General features: G+C 69.1%; 17 protein-coding genes and 1 pseudogene. 14 read left to right on the forward strand and 4 right to left on the reverse strand.

Going from position 1 to position 20644, the window contains the following annotated elements; all coding sequences use genetic code 11:
• Positions 1–252 precede the first annotated feature (252 nt).
• The 11 genes and pseudogenes from ACEN9J_RS04950 to ACEN9J_RS05000 all read left to right on the forward strand — a co-directional run bounded on the left by ACEN9J_RS04950 (position 253) and on the right by ACEN9J_RS05000 (position 12715).
• A complete protein-coding gene (locus tag ACEN9J_RS04950; protein WP_057596414.1) occupies positions 253–2355 on the forward strand; it encodes a 3-hydroxyacyl-CoA dehydrogenase NAD-binding domain-containing protein in 2103 nt (700 codons plus the stop codon).
• Between the two features lies 1 nt (position 2356).
• A pseudogene (locus ACEN9J_RS04955) lies at positions 2357–3853 on the forward strand (M20 family peptidase); the annotation flags it as partial.
• A gap of 37 nt (positions 3854–3890) precedes the next feature.
• Entirely contained in the window at positions 3891–5066 is a 1176-nt protein-coding gene (locus tag ACEN9J_RS04960; RefSeq protein WP_057596412.1) for an acetyl-CoA C-acyltransferase, read from the forward strand.
• Between the two features lie 189 nt (positions 5067–5255).
• Positions 5256–7109, forward strand: coding sequence for an acyl-CoA dehydrogenase (locus tag ACEN9J_RS04965; protein ID WP_413763483.1), 1854 nt, complete (start codon positions 5256–5258; stop codon positions 7107–7109).
• 14 nt (positions 7110–7123) lie between these two features.
• Complete coding sequence (locus ACEN9J_RS04970) at positions 7124–7342, forward strand: hypothetical protein (protein WP_261205661.1); 219 nt, start codon at positions 7124–7126, stop codon at positions 7340–7342.
• A gap of 11 nt (positions 7343–7353) precedes the next feature.
• The gene (locus ACEN9J_RS04975) at positions 7354–7656 is read left to right on the forward strand and encodes a Dabb family protein (RefSeq protein WP_057596409.1); all 303 of its coding nucleotides are present in this window, start codon (positions 7354–7356) and stop codon (positions 7654–7656) included.
• Between the two features lie 37 nt (positions 7657–7693).
• Entirely contained in the window at positions 7694–8491 is a 798-nt protein-coding gene (locus tag ACEN9J_RS04980) for an SDR family oxidoreductase (RefSeq protein ID WP_413763484.1), read from the forward strand.
• A 4-nt stretch (positions 8492–8495) separates the two neighbouring features.
• Complete coding sequence (locus ACEN9J_RS04985) at positions 8496–8957, forward strand: PaaI family thioesterase (protein ID WP_261205662.1); 462 nt, start codon at positions 8496–8498, stop codon at positions 8955–8957.
• 92 nt (positions 8958–9049) lie between these two features.
• The gene (locus ACEN9J_RS04990) at positions 9050–10066 is read left to right on the forward strand and encodes an NADP-dependent oxidoreductase (protein ID WP_261205663.1); all 1017 of its coding nucleotides are present in this window, start codon (positions 9050–9052) and stop codon (positions 10064–10066) included.
• A 25-nt stretch (positions 10067–10091) separates the two neighbouring features.
• On the forward strand, positions 10092–11741 hold the full coding sequence (locus ACEN9J_RS04995; RefSeq protein ID WP_413763485.1) for an isovaleryl-CoA dehydrogenase: 1650 nt from the start codon (positions 10092–10094) through the stop codon (positions 11739–11741).
• A gap of 35 nt (positions 11742–11776) precedes the next feature.
• Positions 11777–12715 (forward strand): glutathione S-transferase family protein, encoded by a 939-nt coding sequence (locus ACEN9J_RS05000; protein ID WP_057596405.1) that lies wholly within the window; start codon positions 11777–11779, stop codon positions 12713–12715.
• A gap of 40 nt (positions 12716–12755) precedes the next feature.
• On the opposite strand, the gene ACEN9J_RS05005 is transcribed toward ACEN9J_RS05000, so the two are convergent.
• On the reverse strand, positions 12756–15533 hold the full coding sequence (locus ACEN9J_RS05005) for an ExeM/NucH family extracellular endonuclease (protein WP_082325167.1): 2778 nt from the start codon (positions 15531–15533) through the stop codon (positions 12756–12758).
• A 204-nt stretch (positions 15534–15737) separates the two neighbouring features.
• Here ACEN9J_RS05005 and ACEN9J_RS05010 point away from each other — a divergent pair, with 204 nt between their 5' ends.
• Entirely contained in the window at positions 15738–16643 is a 906-nt protein-coding gene (locus ACEN9J_RS05010) for an SDR family oxidoreductase (protein WP_057594811.1), read from the forward strand.
• 133 nt (positions 16644–16776) lie between these two features.
• Here ACEN9J_RS05010 and ACEN9J_RS05015 read toward each other — a convergent pair whose 3' ends face one another.
• Together ACEN9J_RS05015 and ACEN9J_RS05020 are read right to left on the reverse strand one after the other, a co-directional pair.
• Positions 16777–17256, reverse strand: a complete 480-nt coding sequence (locus ACEN9J_RS05015; RefSeq protein WP_296736906.1) for a DUF1772 domain-containing protein — start codon at positions 17254–17256, stop codon at positions 16777–16779.
• On the reverse strand, positions 17253–18119 hold the full coding sequence (locus ACEN9J_RS05020) for an NAD(P)H-binding protein (protein ID WP_082321992.1): 867 nt from the start codon (positions 18117–18119) through the stop codon (positions 17253–17255). Before ACEN9J_RS05020 ends, ACEN9J_RS05015 begins: the two co-directional genes overlap by 4 nt.
• Before the next feature lie 95 nt (positions 18120–18214).
• Here ACEN9J_RS05020 and ACEN9J_RS05025 point away from each other — a divergent pair, with 95 nt between their 5' ends.
• A complete protein-coding gene (locus ACEN9J_RS05025) occupies positions 18215–18847 on the forward strand; it encodes a TetR/AcrR family transcriptional regulator (protein ID WP_413763486.1) in 633 nt (210 codons plus the stop codon).
• On the opposite strand, the gene ACEN9J_RS05030 is transcribed toward ACEN9J_RS05025, so the two are convergent.
• Positions 18848–19798, reverse strand: a complete 951-nt coding sequence (locus ACEN9J_RS05030) for a LysR substrate-binding domain-containing protein (protein ID WP_413763487.1) — start codon at positions 19796–19798, stop codon at positions 18848–18850. It lies immediately after the preceding gene.
• Between the two features lie 127 nt (positions 19799–19925).
• On the opposite strand from ACEN9J_RS05030, the gene ACEN9J_RS05035 reads away from it, so the two are divergent.
• A complete protein-coding gene (locus tag ACEN9J_RS05035; RefSeq protein WP_413763488.1) occupies positions 19926–20636 on the forward strand; it encodes an FMN-dependent NADH-azoreductase in 711 nt (236 codons plus the stop codon).
• The last annotated feature ends 8 nt before the right edge of the window (positions 20637–20644 follow it).

Consider the following 20644-nt stretch of genomic DNA (forward strand, 5'->3'; position numbering starts at 1 on the left):
CGAAAGCGGACTTCCGGACGCAGAGGACGCGAAGATCACGCGAAGGACGCGAAAGAGCAGCCAAATACTTGTTTGGGTTTTCTTTCGCGTCCTTCGCGGAACCTTCGCGTCCTCTGCGTCCGGCTCCCGTTTTCACCCCTTGTCCCTCCAGCGACTGCGTGCCATTGTTGCGCCGCGCCAAAGGCCTAAAATCCCCGGAAAAAGAACACTCGTGCTTTTTCTTTTTTCTCATCACACACCAAGGAACGCAGCATGACGGCTGAATACAAAGTGCTCGGCGATGTCGCCGTGATCACCCTGACCAATCCCCCGGTCAACGGTCTCGGTTTCTCGACCCGCATCGGCATCACCGACGGCCTGTCGAAGGCCCATGCCGACGATGCCGTCAAGGCCATCGTCATCACCGGCGCCGGCAAGGCGTTCTCGGGCGGCGCCGACATCAAGGAATTCGGCACGCCCAAGGCGCTGCAGGAACCCAACCTGCTGAGCGTGATCCTCGCGCTCGAAGCCGCCACCAAGCCGATCGTCGCGGCGATCCATTCGGTGTGCATGGGCGGCGGCCTCGAGCTCGCGCTCGGCTGCCACTACCGCGTCGCGGCCCCGGGCACCAACGTGGCGCTGCCCGAAGTCAAGCTGGGCCTGCTGCCCGGCGCCGGCGGCACGCAGCGCCTGCCGCGCGTGCTCGGCGTGGAAACCGCCCTCAACATGATCGTGAGCGGCGAGGCCGTGAAGTCCGAAGTGCTCGCGAGCCTGCCGGGCCAGAAGCTGTTCGACAAGCTGGCCGCCTCGCCCGAGACGGTGTTCGACGAAGCCGTCGAGTTCGCCAAGGCCGCGGCCGCCAAGGGCGGCGAGCTGCCGCTGGTGCGCAGCCTGCCGTGCAAGCACCCGCAGGGCGATGCCTACTTCCAGTTCACCAAGAACATGGTCGGCGGCATGTCGAAGAACTATCCGGCGCCGCTCAAGTGCATCGACGCCGTGCAGGCCGCGACCAAGCTCAAGTTCGACGAGGGCATGGCCGAGGAACGTCGCCTGTTCACCGCGCTGATGTTCACGCCCGAGTCGCTGTCGCTGCGCCACCTGTTCATGGCCGAGCGCGCCGCCTCGAAGATTCCCGACGTGCCCGAGGACACGCCCAAGCGCGAGATCAAGACGGTCGGCGTGATCGGCGCCGGCACCATGGGCGGCGGCATCTCGATGAACTTCCTCAACGCGGGCATCCCCGTGAAGATCCTGGAGATGAAGCAGGAAGCGCTCGACCGCGGCATCGCGACCATCAAGAAGAACTACGAAGCCCAGGTCAAGAAGGGCAAGCTCAAGCAGGACAAGTACGAGCAGCGCATGGCGCTCTTGAGCACCACGCTGAACTACGACGACCTGAAGGACGCCGACCTGATCATCGAAGCCGTGTTCGAGGAGATCGGCGTCAAGGAGAAGGTCTTCAAGGAACTCGACCGCGTCGCCAAGAAGGGCGCGATCCTGGCCTCGAACACCTCGACGCTCGACGTCGACAAGATCGCATCGTTCACCGAGCGTCCGCAGGACGTGGTCGGCATGCACTTCTTCAGCCCGGCCAACGTGATGAAGCTGCTCGAGGTGGTGCGCGGCAAGCAGACCGCCAAGGACGTGCTCGCCACGGTCATGGCCATCGGCAAGAAGATCAAGAAGACCTCGGTGGTCTCGGGCGTGTGCGACGGCTTCATCGGCAACCGCATGATCGAGCAGTACAGCCGCCAGGCCGGCTTCCTGCTCGACGAAGGCGCGACGCCGCAGCAGGTCGACAAGGCGATCGAGAAGTTCGGCTTCGCGATGGGTCCGTTCCGCATGGGCGACCTGGCCGGCAACGACATCGGCTGGGCGATCCGCAAGCGCCGTGCCGTCGAGCGCGCCGACATGAAGTACAGCCGCACGGCCGACAAGCTCTGCGAACTGGGCCGCTTCGGCCAGAAGACCGGGGCAGGGTGGTACGACTACCAGGCCGGCAAGCGCGACGCGATCCCCTCGGAGCTCGTCAACAAGATGATCGAGGACCACCGCAAGGAACTGGGCATCACGCCGCGCAAGATCTCCGACGAGGAGATCGTGCAGCGCCTGGTCTATGCGCTGGTCAACGAAGGCGCGCACATCCTGGAAGACGGCATCGCCTCCAAGTCGGGCGACATCGACATGGTCTACCTCACGGGCTACGGCTTCCCGATCTGGCGCGGCGGCCCGATGCACTATGCCTCGCAGGTCGGCCTGTACAACGTGGCCGAGACGATGAAGCGCTTCGCGAAAAACCCGCGCGACGACGCCGAGTTCTGGCAGCCCGCGCCGCTGATCCAGAAGCTGGTGGCCGAAGGCAAGTCCTTCGGTTGATCGTCCGGGAACCCGACCGCCCATGCTGAAACGCATCTTCCTGGGGTTGCTGCTGGTGCTCGTCGCGCTGGCGGCGGCCGTGGCGGTCAAGACCTGGACCACGCCATCGCGCCAGCTCGCGGTGGCGCCGGCCCCCAAGCCCGAGATCGACCTGCAGGCCGCCGCGAAGCGGCTCGCGGGCGCGATCCCCATTCGCACGGTGTCCAGCCTCGACGACCCGGCCGCCAACCTGGCCGAGTTCGACCGGCTGCATGCCTACCTCGAACAGAACTTTCCCAAGGTCCACGCCACGCTCAAGCGCGAGGTCGTGGGCCAGAAGGCGCTGCTCTACACCTGGACCGGCAGCGATCCGCAGGCCAAGCCGATCGCGCTGATGGCGCACCAGGACATGGTGCCGATCGCGCCGGGCACCGAGAAGGCCTGGAGCGTCGATCCCTTCGGCGGCGAGATCAAGGACGGCTTCGTCTGGGGCCGCGGCACGCTCGACAACAAGGGCAACCTGTTCGCGCAGATGGAGGCCATCGAGCTGCTGATCGCGAGCGGCTTCCAGCCGAAGCAGACCGTCTACCTCGCGATGGGCGACGACGAGGAGGTCAGCGGCCTGCGCGGCGCGCTGCCGATCGCCGAGCTGCTCCAATCGCGCGGCGTGAAGCTCGACTGGGTGCTCGACGAGGGCCTGCTGGTGCTCGACGGCGTGCTGCCGGGCCTGAGCAAGCCGGCGGCGCTGATCGGCCTGGCCGAGAAGGGCTACGCCACCTTCTTCCTCTCGCTCGACACCGCGCCCGGCCACTCGTCGATGCCGCCCGCGCACAGCGCGATCGGCCGCCTGAGCGCGGCGCTCGCGCGCCTCGAGGCCAACCCGATGCCCGGCGGCATCCAGGGCGTGGCCGGCCAGATGTTCGGCACGCTCGCGCCCGAGATGAGCGGCATCAACCGCGTGATGCTGTCCAACCTCTGGCTCACGGCGCCGCTGGTCGAAGGCCAGCTGCAGAAGAGCCCGAGCAGCAACGCGATGCTGCGCACCACCACCGCGCTGACCATCGTGCGCGCCGGCAACAAGGACAACGTGCTGCCCGGCCGCGCCGAGGCCGCCGTCAACTTCCGCGTGCTGCCCGGCGACACCATCGACAGCGTCGAGGCCCACTTGCGCAAGCAGCTGGGCGACGACGAGATCAAGATCAAGCGCTACCCCGGCAACTCCGAGGCCTCGCCGGTCTCGCCGACCGACAGCGCCGGCTACCGCACCATCGAGCGCTCGGTGCGCCAGTCCTTCCCCGACGCCATCGTCGCGCCCGGTCTCATGACCGCGGCCACCGATTCGCGCCACTTCTCGATCCTGAGCGACGCGGTGTTCCGCTTCTCGCCGTTCCGCATGAAGAACGAGGACCTCGCGCGCTTCCACGGCACCAACGAACGCCTCGCGATCTCGAACTACGGCGAGATGATCGGCTTCTATCAGCAGCTGCTGCGCAACGCCTCCGGCGCGCAGTCCCAGTAACCCGGCTTTCCCTTCCATCTTCGAAAAGGACCTCACCATGACCAGCGCCGTCATCGTTTCCACCGCCCGCACGCCGCTCGCCAAGAGCTGGAAGGGTGCCTTCAACATGACGCACGGCGCCACGCTCGGCGGCCATGCGGTGCAGCACGCGATCGCCCGTGCCGGCATCGAGGCCGCCGAGGTCGACGACGTGATCATGGGCTGCGCCACGCCCGAGGGCGCGACCGGCTCGAACATCGCGCGCCAGATCGCGCTGCGCGCCGGCTGCCCGATCACCACCTCGGGCATGACCATCAACCGCTTCTGCTCCTCGGGCCTGCAGACCATCGCCACCGCCGCCCAGCGCGTCATCGCGGGCGAGGGCGACGTCTACGTGGCCGGCGGCGTCGAGAGCATCTCGTGCGTGCAGAACGAAGCCAACAAGCACATGCTGGCCGACCCCTGGCTGGTGAAGCACAAGCCCGAGATCTACTGGAACATGCTGCAGACGGCCGAGCAGGTCGCCAAGCGCTACAACATCGGCCGCGACGCCATGGACGAATACGGCGCCGCGAGCCAGCAGAAGGCCACGGCAGCGCTGGAAGCCGGCCGCTTCAAGGACGAGATCGCGCCGATCACCGTGCTGGCCGGCGTGGCCGACCCGGTGCTGGGACTGCGCACCAAGGAAGTCACGATCGAGAACGACGAAGGCATCCGCCCCGGCACGACCAAGGAAGGCATCAGCGGCATCCGCTCGGCGCTGCCCGGCGGCCTGATCTCGGCCGGCAACGCCAGCCAGTTCTCGGACGGCGGCGGCGCCTGCGTGGTGGTCGACGAGAAGTACGCCGAGCGCAAGGGCCTGAAGCCGCTGGGCCGCTTCCTGGGCTTCGCGGTGGCGGGCTGCGAGCCCGACGAGATGGGCATCGGCCCCGTCTTCGCGATCCCCAAGGTGCTCAAACGCCTGGGCCTGACGGTCAACGACATCGACCTGTGGGAGCTCAACGAAGCCTTCGCGGTGCAGGTGATCTACTGCCGCGACAAGCTCGGCATCCCGGCCGATCGCCTCAACGTGGACGGCGGCGCCATCGCCGTGGGCCACCCCTACGGCGTGAGCGGCCAGCGCCTCACGGGCCACGCGCTGATCGAAGGCAAGCGCCGCGGCGCGAAGAAGGTCGTGGTCACGATGTGCATCGGCGGCGGCATGGGTGCCGCGGGCGTGTTCGAGGTGATCTGAGCATTGTCCTGAACCGCTGAATTCGGACTTCCGAACGCAGAAGTCGCGAAGGTTACGCAGAAGTCGCAGAAGAGAAACCAAAATTTTTTCATTGGTTTTTCTCTGCGACTTTTTCTTGGTTTCCGCGCCTTCTGCGTTCGGCAGTCCGATCCCGATCCCGACCCTGATCCCGCTTTCCTGGAACTCATCATGAGCCTGCGTCCCACCCTCGATTTCCTGCTCTACGACTGGCTGCATGCCGAAACGCTGGCCGCGCGCGAACGCTTCGCCGACCACTCGCGCGAGACCTTCGACGCGGTGCTCGACACCTGCGAGCGCATCGCGCGCGAGAAGTACGCGCCGTTCAACCGCACCGTCGACACGCAGGAGCCGCACTTCGACGGCGAGAAGGTGATCCTGCCGCAGGCCACGCACGACGCGCACAAGGCCTTCGTCGAATCGGGAATGATGAGCGCGGCGCAGGACTACGACATCGGCGGCATGCAGCTGCCCTACACGGTGCAGGCCGCGGCCAACAGCTTCTTCGCGATGGCCTCGGTGAGCATCGGCTCGAACATGCTGACCAGCGGCAACGCCAACCTGCTGATGGTGCACGGCACCGATGCACAGAAGGAGGTGTTCGCCAAGAACGAGTTCTCCGGGCGCTGGGCCGGCACCATGTGCCTGTCGGAGCCGCAGGCCGGCTCCTCGCTGAGCGACGTGGCCACGCGCGCGGTGCCCGATGGCGATGGCTTCCAGGACGATCCGCTGGGCCCGCGCTACCGGCTCACGGGCAACAAGATGTGGATCTCCTCGGGCGACCACGAGCTGACCGAGAACATCGTGCACATCGTGCTCGCCAAGATTCCCGACGAGAACGGCAAGCTGGTGCCGGGCACGCGCGGCATCTCGCTGTTCATCGTGCCCAAGCGCATGGTGGACACGCAGGGCGAACTGACCGGCGAGCGCAACGACGTGGCGCTCGCGGGCCTCAACCACAAGCTGGGCTGGCGCGGCACCACCAACACGCTGCTGAACTTCGGCGAAGGCAAGTACCCGGTCGGCGGCAAGGCCGGCGCGGTGGGCTACCTGGTCGGCGCGCCCGGCAAGGGCCTGCACTGCATGTTCCACATGATGAACGAGGCACGCATCGGCGTCGGCACCGCCGCCACCATGCTCGGCATGGCTGGCTACCACGCCTCGCTCGACTATGCGAAGAGCCGGCCGCAGGGCCGCCTCGTGAAGAAGCCCGAGGGCGGCGAGGCCAAGGTGGTCAAGGACTCCGCCGGCCCGCAGGTGCGCATCATCGAGCACGCCGACGTGCGCCGCATGCTGCTCGCGCAGAAGGCCTATTGCGAGGGCGCGCTGGCGCTCGAGCTGTACTGCGCGCGGCTGGTCGACGAGCAGAAGACCGGCAGCGAGCAGGCCGCCGACGACGCGCGGCTGCTGCTGGAAGTGCTGACGCCGATCGCCAAGAGCTGGCCCAGCGAATGGTGCCTCGAGGCCAACTCGCTCGCGATCCAGGTCCATGGCGGCTACGGCTACACGCGCGACTTCCCGGTCGAGCAGTACTGGCGCGACAACCGCCTCAACATGATCCATGAGGGCACGCACGGCATCCAGGCGGCCGACCTGCTGGGCCGCAAGGTGCTGATGGAGAAGGGCCGCGGCCTGCAGCTGCTGGCGGGCCGCATGACCGAGACCATCGGCCGCGCCGCCAAGGCGCCCGCGCTGGCCGCCCATGCCAAGGCGCTGGGCGAGGCGCTGCAGCGCGTGGGCAGCGCCACCGAGGCCGCCTGGTCCACCGGCGACCCGGCCGAGGCGCTGGTGAACGCGGTGCCGTACATGCAGGCCTTCGGCCACACGGTGCTGGCCTGGCTGTGGCTCGACGTGGCGCAGCGCGCGCTCGAACTCGACCCGGCGCAGGCCGCGCCCGCGACTGCTGGCAAGATGGCGGCCGCGCGCTATTTCTTCCACTACGAGCTGCCCAAGAACGGCGCCTGGCTCAACGTGGTCGAGAGCCGCGATCCGACCTGTACCGCCTTGCCCGAAGAGGCATTCTGATGCCTGCCATTGCCATGACCCCTCCCACTCCCGCCAAGCCACCCAAACCGCATGCCACGCTCGAGAAGTGGATCTGGATCCTGATCTACGGCGGCCTGTTCCTCGTCATCCTCGGCATCGCCACCGGCCGCACCGAGCCGGCCACCGGCTGGGCCATGGCCGTGCCCGGCGGCATCGCGACCGTCGTGGGCTTCGTGCTGATCTACGTGCGCTCGCGCATGAACGACAGGTAAGGAGCGAGGCCATGCTCAGGCACATCGTGATGTGGAAGTTCAAGGCGCACGCCGAGGGCGCCGACAAGGCCGCCAACCTCGCCAAGGCCAAGGCGCTGCTCGAGGCCTGCGCGACGCTGTCGCCGGGCACCGTGCGCTTCGAGGTCGCGCTGGCCCAGCCGGGCCTGGAAGCCACCTACGACCTGATCCTCAATTCGGAATTCACCGATGCCGCCGCGCTCGCGGCCTATGCCGAGCATCCGCAGCACGTCGCGCTCAAGCCCTTCATCGGCGCCGTGCGCGAAGCGCGCCAGTGCATGGACTATGAGATCTGACATTCCCCGAACACCACCGACCTCCGGAGACATCCCCATGACCACCCGCACCACCCAGCAATTGTTCGACCTGCGCGGCAAGACCGCGCTCATCACCGGCGGCTCGCGCGGCCTGGGCCTGCAGATGGCCCATGCGCTCGGCGAGGCCGGCGCGAAGATCATGCTGAGCTCGCGCAAGGCCGAGGACCTCGAGCAGGCCGCGACCGAGCTGCAGGCCGCCGGCATCGACGCGCGCTGGATCGCCGCCGACTGCGCGAAGGAGGAGGACACCCGCCGCCTGGCCGAGGAGACCCTGCAGCGCCTGGGCGCGATCGACATCCTCGTGAACAACGCCGGCGCGAGCTGGGGCGCGCCGGCCGAAAGCCATCCGGTCGAGGCCTGGGACAAGGTGATGAACCTCAACGTGCGCGGCTATTTCATCCTGTCGCAGCACGTGGCCAACCAGTACATGATCCCGAAGAAGAGCGGCCGCATCATCAACATCGCCTCGATCGCGGGCCTCAACGGCAACCCGCCCGAGATGCAGACCCTGGCCTACAACACCTCCAAGACCGCGGTGATCGGCTTCACGCGCACGCTGGCGGCCGAATGGGGCAAGTACAACATCACCGTCAACGCGATCTGCCCGGGCTTCTTCATGACCAAGATGGCGGCCGGCCTGATCAAGTCGCTGGGCGAGGAGAAGATGGCCGCGCAGGCGCCGCTGGGCCGCCTGGGCGACGACGAAGACTTGAAGGGCCTGACGCTGCTGTACGCGAGCGATGCCGGCAAGCACATCACCGGCCAGTGGCTGGCCGTCGACGGCGGCGTGAGCGTGGTCCTGGGCGCGGCCTGAAGCAATGACCCAAGACTCCGACGACATCAACATCCGCTCGTACACGAGCCAGATCCCGTTCGCGCGCCACCTGGGCTTCGAGCTCGTGAAGTTCGAGAACGGCGAATCCGAGATCCGCTACACGGCCAAGCCCGAGCATCTCAACACCTTCGACGTGACGCACGGCGGCGCCTGCATGACCTTGCTCGACATCGCCATGGCCGCGGCCGCGCGCAGCGTGACGCCCGAGACCGGCGTGGTCACGATCGAGATGAAGACCAGCTTCATGCAGCCCTCGGTCGGCCCGCTGCGCGCGCGCGGCACGCTGATCCACCGCACCGCCACGCTGGCCTTCACCGAGGCCAGGATCTACGACGAGCAGGAGCGCGTGTGCGCCCATGCCACCGGCACCTTCAAGTACGTGAAGCGCCGGCTGCCGACCGGCCCGGCGAGCGCCAACGCGATGCGCCCGCCGTCGACCGACTGACGGCAAGCATTCCAGGGGCGGCGGACCCCGTTCCGCCGCCGCAGTCCCAAGGCGCCTCGCGCGCCGCCATCCAGTTTCCAGGAGACACGACCATGCCGACCAACAAGCAGCAGATCCTCGACAACCGCCCCGAGGGCGAAGCCGTCGCGAGCAACTTCAAGCTCGTGACCGCGCAAACCCCGGCGCTCCAGGACAACCAGGTGCTGGTGCGCCACCACTACATGAGCCTCGATCCCTACATGCGCGGGCGCATGAACGACGCCAAGAGCTACGCCCAGCCGCAGCCGCTGGGCCAGGTGATGCAGGGCGGCACCGTGGGCGAAGTGGTCGAGAGCAAGCACCCGAAGTACGCCGTGGGCGACAAGGTGGTGGGCTTCGGCGGCTGGCAGGAGTACAGCGTGGTCGATGCCTCGCAGCCCGGTGCGCTCAAGAAGGTGGACACCACCCACGTGCCGCTGTCGCACTACCTGGGCGCGGTCGGCATGCCGGGCGTGACCGCCTGGTACGGCCTGGTCAAGATCATCGCGCCCAAGGCCGGCGAGACCGTGGTCATCACGGCCGCCAGCGGTGCCGTGGGCAGCGCCTTCGGCGCGCTGGCCAAGGCGCGCGGCTGCCGCGTGGTGGGCATCGCGGGCGGCCCGGACAAGTGCAAGTACGTGACCGACGAACTGGGCTTCGATGCCTGCATCGACTACCGCCAGCATCCGGACGTCAAGACCATGAGCGCGGCGCTCAAGGAAGCCTGCCCGAACGGCATCGACGGCTATTTCGAGAACGTCGGCGGCTACATCTTCGACGCCGTGCTGCTGCGCACCAACGCCTTCGCGCGCGTGGCGCTGTGCGGCATGATCGCGGGCTACGACGGCCAGCCGCTGCCGCTCGCGAACCCCGCGCTGATCCTGATCAACCGGCTCAAGGTCGAGGGCTTCATCGTCAGCGAGCACATGGAGGTGTGGCCCGAGGCGCTGGCCGAACTCGGCGCGCTGGTGGGCAGCGGCAAGCTCAAGCCGCGCGAGTCGATCGCGCAGGGCATCGAGGCCGCGCCCGAGGCCTTCCTGGGGCTGCTCAAGGGCCGCAACTTCGGCAAGCAGCTCGTCAAGCTGATCTGAGAGAAGAGAACGCGAAGGAGCCGGCATGGACGCGACCCACGAGGTATTCAACCAGCCGGCACCACTGGCCGGCTACAACCTCTTCGACACCCACCGGCCCCTGCGCGATGCGTTGAATTTCAATGCGCCACAGTTGCCGACGGAGTCGCTGCGGCAACTGGGCGAAACGCTCGGTTCGGCCGAGATGCAGACGCATGCGCGGCTGGCCAACGTGCACACGCCCGAGCTGCACACGCACGACCGCTTCGGACGGCGCATCGACGAGGTCGAGTTCCATCCGAGCTACCACCTGCTGATGAAAGCGGCGGTGGGCGCCGGCCTGCACGGCACGCCATGGCGCGCCGAGCCCGGCGCGGCCGCGTCGCCCCATGTGCTGCGCGCCGCGGGCTTCATGCTCTTCACCGAGCTCGAGCCCTCGATGCTGTGCCCGATCTCGATGACCTACGCGGCCACGCCCGCGCTGCGCGACAACGCGGCCGTGCATGCCGACTGGGGTGCGAAGCTCGGCAGCCTCGTGTACGACCCCGCGCTCAAGCCGGTGGCCGACAAGGCCGGCGTGACCATGGGCATGGGCATGACCGAGAAGCAGGGCGGCTCCGATGTGCGGGCCAACACCACGAAGGCGGTGCGCGCCGGCAGCGACGGCTGGGGCGAGCGCTACGAGATCACGGGCCACAAGTGGTTCTTCTCCGCGCCGATGTGCGATGCCTTCCTGGTGCTGGCGCAGGCGCCGGCCGGGCTCAGCTGCTTCTTCCTGCCGCGCGTGCTGCCCGACGGCACGCGCAACGCGATCCGCATCCAGCGCCTGAAGGACAAGCTCGGCAACAAGGCCAATGCCAGTTCCGAGGTCGAGTTCCACGGCGCCAGCGCCTGGCTGGTGGGCGAGGAGGGCCGCGGCATTCCGCAGATCCTCGAGATGGGCACGATGACGCGGCTCGATTGCGCGCTCGGCACCAGCGGGCTGATGCGCCAGGCGCTCGCGCTGGCTCTGAACCACACAGCGCAGCGCAGCGCCTTCGGCAAGCCGCTGATCGCGCAGCCGCTGATGCAGAACGTGCTGGCCGACATGGCGCTCGAGAGCGAGGCCGCCACCGCGCTCGCGATCCGCCTCGCGCGCGCCTTCGACCGGCCCGCCGACGAGCACGAGCGACTGATGGCGCGCCTGCTGACGCCGGTCGCCAAGTTCTGGATCTGCAAGCGCGGCAGCCTGCTGGGCCAGGAAGCGATGGAATGCCTGGGCGGCAACGGCTACGTGGAGGAGGGCGGCGAGGGCGTGATGGCGCGCGTCTACCGCGAGATGCCGCTCAACTCGATCTGGGAGGGCGCGGGCAACATCATGGCGCTCGACCTGCTGCGCGGCCTGCGCAAGGGCGACGCGGTGGCGGCGCTGGCGCACGAACTGGCCCCCGCGCGCGGCCAGCATGCGGCGCTCGACCGCCTGGCCGACGCGCTGCCCGCGCGCATCGAGGCGATGGCCTCCGAGGTCGAGGCGCGTCGTCTGGCACAGGACGTGGCGCTGGCCGTGCAGGCTTCGCTGCTCGCGCAGACCGCGCCGCCGGCGGTGGTGGGCGCGTTCTGCGCCTCGCGCCTGGGCGGCGACTGGGGCCATGCCTTCGGCACGCTGGGCGCGGGCACCGATTTCGATGCGATCGTGCGGCGCGCCCAACCCGTCTAGAAAAAACCTGTCCCTCCTTCAACGAAAGAACCACGATGGCCGACCTGATCCTGCACCACTACGCCACCTCGCCCTTCTCGGAGAAGGTGCGCCTGATCCTCGGCGCCAAGCAGCTGCCGTGGAAGTCGGTCTTCATCCCGCCGATCATGCCCAAGCCCGACGTGGAGGTGCTCACGGGCGGCTACCGCAAGACGCCGTTCCTGCAGATCGGCGCCGACATCTACTGCGACAGCGCGCTGATCGCCGACGTGCTCGAGCACCTGCAGCCCGCGCCCACGCTCTACCCCGAGCCCGAGAAGGGCATGTCGCGCATCCTCGCGCAGTGGGCCGACACCACGCTGTTCTGGGCCGCGATGGCCTGGAACCTGCAGCCCAAGGGCGCGGCCGAGGTGTTCGCCAAGGCGCCGCCCGAGGCCGCCAAGGCCTTCGGCGAGGACCGCGCGAAGATGAGCGCCGGCAACATGACGCGGCTGCGCCCGGCCGACGCCACCAGCGCCTACAAGTCGTACCTGCGCCGGCTGTCCGACATGCTCGACGACAAGCCCTTCCTGCTCGGCGAGGGGCCCTGCATCGCCGACTTCTCGGCCTACCACCCGCTGTGGTACACGCGCCGCATCGAGGCGGTCAAGGGCATCCTCGACCTCACGCCCGCGGTGGTCGACTGGATGAACCGCATGGCGGCCATCGGCCATGGCACGCCCGAGAAGTTCGGCGCGGAGGAAGCGATCGCCGTGGCCAAGGCCGCGACGCCGCATTCGCTGCTGACCGACAGCACCTTCCAGGACGACCACGGCATTCCGCTGGGCAGCGCCGTCACCTTGCGCGCCGAGAGCTTCGGGCTCGAGGAAACGCCGGGCATCCTGGTGGCGGCCACGCGCACCCACTACACGCTGGAGCGCAACGGCGAACGCACGGGCCGGGTGCACGTGCACTTCCCGCGCATCGGCTACGTGCTGAAGAAAGCCGAGGGCTGAAAAACCGCCGGGCCGTCGATCGCCGGCCCGGCGCTCCCGCTCAGTTCACCGTGTGCGAGCCCAGGCCGTCCGAGGTGTTGATCGGAAAGCTGTCCCACTGCTCCGCCGGATCGAAGGGCAGCAGGGGATTGCGGTCGCCGGCCTTGACGGTGGGCTTGCGGCGCAGCGTCTGGTCCAGCGTGCTCACGCTGCCGCTCTTCCATTCGGTGCCGGGGTCCACGCCGACCTGGCCGATGCGGTCGATGACCGTGCCCGACTTCTCGATCGTCAGCGCATCGTCGCCGTTGTAGTTGACCACGCTGCTGACGATCGAACCCGCTGGCTTGAAGGGCGTGGTGGCGCCGCTGTTCGAGAGCACCAGCGTCGCCCCCGGTGCCAGGGTGCCGCTGAGCACCTGCGTGTTGGTCGCGGTGCTCGCGCCGTTCGAGTACAGCTTGACGGTGTAGAGGCTCAGGTCCAGCGTCGCCGCGGTCGGGTTGTAGAGCTCGATCGCCTTGTTGTTCGAACTGCCTTCGATGTACTCGCTGAAGAACAGGTCGGGCGGGCCGGGCGGAACCACCACGATCTTGCTGACAGCGACGGTTCCGGAGCGCGTGGCGGTCTGGCCCGCCGAGTTGGTCAGCGTGATCACCACGTCGAAGCTGCCCGCGGCCGCGTAGGTATGCGTCACCGTGCCGGCGCCCGGCGCGGTCGTCGCGGCGCTGCCATCGCCCCAGTCGACCGAGAGCGAAGTCAGGGTGGCGCTGCCGCCGGGCAGGGCCTCGGTGATCGTCACGCCGTAGCTTTCGCCGGCCCGGGCGGTCGCGGGGATGGTGCCGCCGAGGATCGGCAGCGTCACGGCCGTGTCGGCCGCGAGGTTCAGGCCCACCAGCACCGGGTCGTGGTCCGAGGCGCGGTACGGCGTGGGCGCGTAGCGGTCGTCGGTCGTGAAGTCGGTGTTGTAGTCGAGCGCGGTCGGCTCGTCGGCGTTGATGTGCCACACGCCCACGCCCGCGACCTGCGTGGCGAGCGAGCCCGAGGCATAGGCATGGTCGAGCGCGCCGGTCTCGCCGCCGAACACGTAGGTGTAGCGGTCGTTGGCGGGCATGCGCTTGAGCAGGCTCTCGTTGCCGGCCGACTCGAGCACCTTGGTCGGGTCCTCGAGCAGGTAGCTGTTGAAGTCGCCCATCATCAGCACGTCGGCCTCGCCCTGCGCCTTGAGCTTGGCGACGAAGCTGTTGAGCGCCGTCGCCTGTTTCGTGCGCGCGAGGTTGAAGCAGCCCTGGCCCAGGTCGATGTCGCCGGTGCTCGGGCAGCTGCCCTTGCTCTTCAGGTGGTTGACCACGAACCAGAAGCCGCCGTGGTTGCCCACCGCGCTGAAGCGCTGCGCCAGCGGCGGCCGGCCGCTGGGCGCGACGTAGTCCGCGAGGTCGGTGCCGGTGGGGAACACCAGGCCGCCGACGCGCTGCACCTTGGCGGGCTTGTAGAGGATGTCGACCTTGATCGCGTCGGTGCCGAAGCTGCCGCTGCGCACCGAGGCGTATGTGCCCGCGCCCAGCTTCGCGTTGAGCGCGGCCACGAGGTTGTCGGTCGCCACGTCGGTGTTCTGGATCTCCATCAGGCCGATCACGTCGGCATCGAGGCCCGCGATCGCGGCCACGATCTTGGCCTGCTGGCGATCGAACTCGGCGCGGTTGTTGGCGCCGCGGCAGTTGCCCGCGCTCGGTGCCTCGCTGCCGAGCGTGCAGCCCTGGCCGGTCTGGCCCGCGGCGTTCTCGCCGTTCTGGAAGGTGGTGAAGTAGTTCAGCACGTTCAGGCTCGCGGCCTTCAGCGTGCCGCCGACCGCGGGCGCGGTGGCCGGGCGCGGGTTGGCCTGCGCGAAGCTGGTCGCCTCGGTCGGCTGGATCCGGTAGGCCGCGAAGTTGTGGCTCAGGATGCCCGTGACCTTCTGCGTGGTGTCGCCCATGCGGCGCGTGCCGTCGGTGCCCGCGGCGCTCAGGTAGGGGATGGGGTTCGGGTTCTGGCGCGACGAGCCGTCGTCGAGCACGATGCGCGCGAGCAGGTTCTGCTCGTGCGTGGCGGCCGCGTTGCCGTTGGTGGGGTTGAACTGGCGCCCGTTGAGCGACAGCACCAGCTGGCCGTAGCGGCCCAGCTCGAACAGCTCCGACACGGCCAGCGGTTGCGCGATCTCGACCAGCATGCCTTCGTAGCGCTCGAGCGTGGATTCGTCGGCCACCGGCAGCGTGATCGGGGTCGGCGCGATCGCGAGGCCCGAGCCGCAGATGGAAATGGCCACGGGCTTGTCGGTCGTGCCCGCGATCTGCGTGATGCTGTCGGGCTTGGCGTTGGCGCCCGCGGTCTGGCCGAACTCGGTGACCGTGCCCGAGACCTGCACGTAGTCGCCGACCGCCACGCGCGTCGCATTGGCCGGCGCGTAGACGAAGAGGCCTTCGGAGGTCAGCGGATCGGCATCAGGCACCAGCGACTGCACGAAGAAGCCGTTGAGCCTGGTGTCGCCGGTGCCGGTGGCCTGGAAGTCGCCGACCACCACGCCGCGCACGGTCACGCCCTGGTCCGCCATCGGGCTCAGGTGGCCCGTGCCCTGCACGGCGGGAATGGCCGCGAGCGGCGCGTCGGCCGGCACGGCGGCCGCGCAGGTGGGCGGCGGCGGGGCCGGCGGCGGTTGCACCGCGGGCGGCGCGGTACCGGAGGAGGGCGGGGGAACGAAGGGGAAGACACCCCCGCCGCCGCCACCGCCGCCGCAGGCGCTCAGCGCGACGACTGCCGCGAGTACCAAAGTTCTGAGTTGCCAGGTCGGCCTCGGCGCTGCATGGATCATGGAAATTTTCTGGATGGAATGAAGGACCGGCGAGCGGGCTGCGGCGGTTTATAGGCAGCTTGTATGTAGCTTCGGAGACACCCTTCGGCGCTGCCGGCCCATGCGTAAACCAAAGGCTTCGCGATGCGTCGCACGAACGACAGCCGCGTGCGCGCCGACGCGCTCTAATGCTCGGCGCAGAGCCATTCCAAAGGAACGTATCCAATGATTCAGGACTTCAAGGGCAAGACCGCCGTGCTCACCGGCGCGGGCTCGGGCTTCGGACTCGAATGCGCGCGCATCGGCGCGGCGCGCGGCATGAACCTCGTGCTGGTCGACGTGCAGCAGGACGCACTCGACAAGGCCAAGGCCGAGATGGAAGCGGCCGGCGCGCAGGTGCTGGCGCGCAAGGTCGACGTGTCGGACGCGGCGCAGATGGAAGCGCTGGCCGCCGCCGTCAAGGAGCGCTTCGGCGCGCCGCACTTCGTCTTCAACAACGCCGGCGTGGGCGCGGGCGGCCTGGTGTGGGAGAACACCGTGGCCGACTGGGACTGGGTGCTCGGCGTCGACCTCTGGGGCGTGATCCACGGCGTGCGCCTGTTCGTGCCGATGATGCTCGAGGCCGCCGCGAAGGACCCCTCGTACCGCGGCCACGTGACCAACACCGCGAGCATGGCCGGCCTGCTGACGCCGCCGAACATGGGCATCTACAACGCGGCCAAGGCCGCGGTCGTGAGCCTCACCGAGACCATGTACCAGGACCTGAACCTGGTCACCGACCAGATCGGCGCCAGCCTGCTGTGCCCGTACTTCGTGCCCACCGGCATCACCAGCAGCGAGCGCAACCGGCCCGACGCGCCCAAGCAGAGCGAGCTCACCAAGAGCCAGCTGATCGGCCAGGCCATGAGCAACAAGGCGGTGAGCAGCGGCAAGATCACGGCGGCCGAGGTCGCGGCCAAGGTCTTCGAGGCGATCAGCGCCAACCAGTTCTACGTGTTCAGCCACCCGAAGGCGCTGGGCAACGTGCGCAGCCGCATGGAGAACATCGTCTCGATCACCAACCCCGCCGATCCCTTCCTCGAGCGGCCCGAGATCGGCGCCAGGCTGCGCGAGCAATTGCGCGCCCCTTGAATTCGGACAGCCGAACGCAGAAGGAATACCAAGGAGCGCAGAAGTCGCAGAAGAACATCGATTTTTTGGTTGTTCCTTCTGCGACTTCTGCGAAACCTTCGCGCCCTCTGCGTTCGGTTGCCCGCTCCCGCCTTCAACCCGCGGCCTGCCGCAGCGCCACGGCCACCAGCACCGCCGACGACAGCGCGGCCGCGGCGGTGCGCACGCTGTTCCACATCGTCCAGGTCCGCAGGTAGCTGTGCCACAGCGCCTCGGTGGGCGCAGCGGCCAGCTGGTCGTTGAGCGGCACGTTGAAGGCCATGGTCACGCCGAAGCAGCCGAGCAGGTAGAGCAGGGCGCCCAGCAGCACCAGCTGCGAGTCGGCCTGCGAGATCGAGAACAGCGACCAGATCGCGAGAGCGATGCCGAGCACGGCCGCGCCCATGAACAGCGCCATGAAGCTCGGCGTGATCACCGTCACGTTGATCGCGTTCATCGCGCGCATGCCCTCGGCCGGCGGCACGCGTGCCAGCGCGGCCATGATGAAGGACGAGAACGCGTAGAACATGCCGGCGACGAGCGCGCTGGACAGCGCGCCGGCCAGCACCAGCGCGCTCAGCAGCTTGCCGCTCACGACGCGGCTCCCCAGACACCCGTGGGCGCGGTGCGCGCGAGGTACTCGGCGAAGCCGCGCGGCGGGCGGTCCAGCGCGCGCTGCACGCCGTCGGCCACCGGCGTGTTGCGGCCGTCGAGCACGGTCTTGAAGAGGTAGATCACGAGCCACGCGAGATCGGCCGGCAGGCCGGCCTGGCCCAGCGCGGCGGCGTAGTCGTCCATGGTCACGATGCGGCAGCCGATGTCGCGGCCGGCGGCCTGGCCGATGCGGCGGATCGCCTCGGGAAAGTCCAGCGCCTCGGGGCCGGTGAGTTCGTAGAGCTGGCCGCCATGGCGCCCGCCCTCGGGATCGAGCAGCGCGGCGACCGCGATCTCGGCGATGTCGTCGGCGTCGACGAAGGGCTCGGGCGCGAGGCCCTCGGGCAATGTGATCTCGCCCGCGACGATCTCCTCGAGGAAGTAGTTCTCGCTGAAGTTCTGGAAGAACCAGCTCGCGCGCACGATGGTCCAGTCGAGCGCGCTGGCGCGCAGCGCGTTCTCCGCGTCCTCGGCCTCGGGCTCGCCGCGGCCCGACAGCAGCACGGCCTTGCGCACGCCGGCCCGCGCGATCGCTTCGCAGAAGGCGCGCACGGTCTCGACCGCGCCGGGCACGCAGAGGTCGGGCTGGTAGGCGATGTAGACCGCGCGCACGCCCTCGAGCGCCGGGCCCCAGGTGGCGCGGTCGTTCCAGTCGAAGGCGGGACGGGCGCCGCGCGAGCCGGCGCGCACCGCGTGGCCGGCGGCCCGCAGCAACGCCATCACGCGCGCGCCGGTCTTGCCGTGAGCGCCCAGCACGAGGATGGGACGCGCATCGTCCCGCATCTGCACCTGATCGATTGCCATCTCGGACTCCTTCGGTTAATGTGAGGACTGCTCACGTAAAAAATGATATTCCCTCACATTTCGAGCGTCAACCGTTTTTTCGGGCCCGTTTCGCCATGAACCAGATCGCCACTGCCGCGCCCGCCGCGCGCAAGAACCCGACGCAGGAGCGCAGCAAGGCGCGGGTCGAGCTGATCCTCGAATGCGCCTCGGACCTGATCGCGCGCGGCGGCAGCGACTCGCTCAAGATGAGCGAGGTGGCCGCGCGCGCCGGCATCTCGATCGGCTCGCTCTACCAGTACTTCCCCGACAAGAGCTCGCTGATCCGCGTGCTGGCCGAGCGCATCAACCTGCACAGCCGCGGCTGCATCGAGGAGGGCCTGCGCGAGGTGCACGACCTCGCGAGCCTGCGGCTGGCCTTCTCGGCGCTGGTCGACCGCTATTTCGAGATCGTCGTCGCGCGGCCCGTGATGCGCGACATCTGGAGCGGCATGCAGGCCGACAAGCAACTGCTGGGGCTGCAGATCGCCGAGAGCCGCATTGCCGGCGCGATGCTGGCCGAGGCGATGCGCAAGGTGCACGGCGACGCGGGGCGCGAGCGCATCGAGCAGTCGGCCTTCCTGATCTGGGAGCTCGGCGAGGCCACGATCCGCCTCGCGATCGGCGTGGCGAGCGAGGAGGGCGCGGCGCTGGTCGCGGCCTACAAGCGCATGGCGCTGCGCGAGATCGCCGAGCCCTTCGAGGACTGATCAGCCAGCCGGCTGTGCTTGCGACGCGATCCAGTCCCAGACCGCGCGCACCGCCGGCTCGTCCTCGCGCCCGTTCGCGGTGGCCAGGAAGTAGCGCCCGGTATCGAGCGCCGGCCCGAAGGGCTGGACCAGCGCGCCGCTGCGCAGTTCCTCGGCCGCGAGCGTGAGGCTCAGGAGCGCCACGCCATGGCCGCCGAGCGCGGCCAGGATCGCATGGGTCTCGTCGGAGAACGAGAGCTCGGCCTCCGGCGCTTCCTTCGCCGCCTGTTTCGCGGAGCGGCCGCGCGGCGGCGCCAATCCCGCCGCCTCGAACCAGCGCGGCCACAGCGCCGGCGCATGGGCCTGCGGCTGCCAGTCGCAATGGATCAGCCGGTGCCGCGGCAGGTCCTCCACGCGCGCCAGCCCCAGCATCGGGCTGCACAGCGGCGCGTAGCGCTCGGGCATCAGCGCGCGCGCCGCGAGGCCCGGCCAGCGGCCGCTGCCCAGGCGCACCGCGATGTCGGCCTCGCCGCGCGCGAGGTCGACCACCGTGTCGCTCGCATGCAGCCTGAGCTCGATGCCCGGGCAGGCCGCGCGGAAGGCCGCCATGCGCGGGATCACCCAGCGCGCGGCGAAGGCGGTGTTGGTGCTCAGCGTCACGGCCTGGGTGGCGGCCGGCCGGCGCAGCCGCTCGACGCCGGCCTCGAGCGCATCGAAGCCCTGGCGCAGGTCCTCGAACAGCCGCTCGCCCGCGGGCGTGAGCGCCAGTTGCCGCGTGAGGCGGCGAAACAGCGGCTGGCCCAGCGTGTCCTCGAGCGCGCGCACCTGGTGGCTGATGGCCGAGGGCGTGACCGACAGCTCGCGCGCCGCGCGCAGGAAGCTGCCATGCGCCGCCGCGGCCTCGAAGGCGCGCAGCGCCTGCAGCGGCGGCAATCGCCTGGGTGACCTGACAGATGAATCTGGCTCGTTCATTGAAGGAAAAACGATCGTTTGTGAGGCGGCAGCGAGGCCCATAGATTCTCGCTACGTCTCAGCCGATCGCCATTCTGGCATCGCGAGACGAAAGACATCCATTCACTCATCTCCAGGACCACCGACCATGTCCCTCCGACTGCTCCACATCGACACCAGCGCGCGCCCGGGCCGTTCCGGCACCGATTCCCATGGCTCCCACTCGCGCCGCCTGTCGGCCCGCTTCGTCGAGCGCTGGCAGGCCCTGCGGCCCGGCGACGCGGTCGAGCACCTCGACGTCGGCCAGCGGCCGCCGGGCTTCGTCGATGGGCGCTGGATCCATGCCGCCTTCACCGCGCCCGAGCAGCGCGAGCCCTGGATGGCCGAGCGCCTGGCCGAGAGCGACCGCCTGGTCGACCAGTTGCTGGCGGCCGACCTCCTGGTGGTCGGCCTGCCCATGTACAACTTCGGCGTGCCGGCGCAGTTCAAGGCCTGGATCGACAACGTGGTGCGCGTAGGCCGCACCTTCGGCTTCGACCGCGCGCGCGGCGCCGTGCCGTACTGGCCGATGCTGCCGCCCGGCAAGCGCCTGGTGCTGCTGGGCGCGCGCGGCGACCATGGCTACGGTCCGGGCGGGCGCATCGCGCACATGAACCATGGCGAGGCGATGGTGCGCACGGCCTTCTCGTACATCGGCCTGACCGAGGTGCACGAAGCCGCGGCCGAGGGCGACGAGTTCGGCGGCGCGCTGCTGGCCGACTCGCTGGCCCGGGCCGAGGCCGAGGTCGATGCGATGGTGGATGCGCTGGCCGGGGCGGTGACGGCGCCGGCGGCCGGGCGGCCCGCCATCGCCGTTTGACGGCCGGG

This window comes from Variovorax sp. Varisp41, assembly GCF_047325085.1.
In the GTDB taxonomy this organism is placed as follows: domain Bacteria; phylum Pseudomonadota; class Gammaproteobacteria; order Burkholderiales; family Burkholderiaceae_C; genus Variovorax.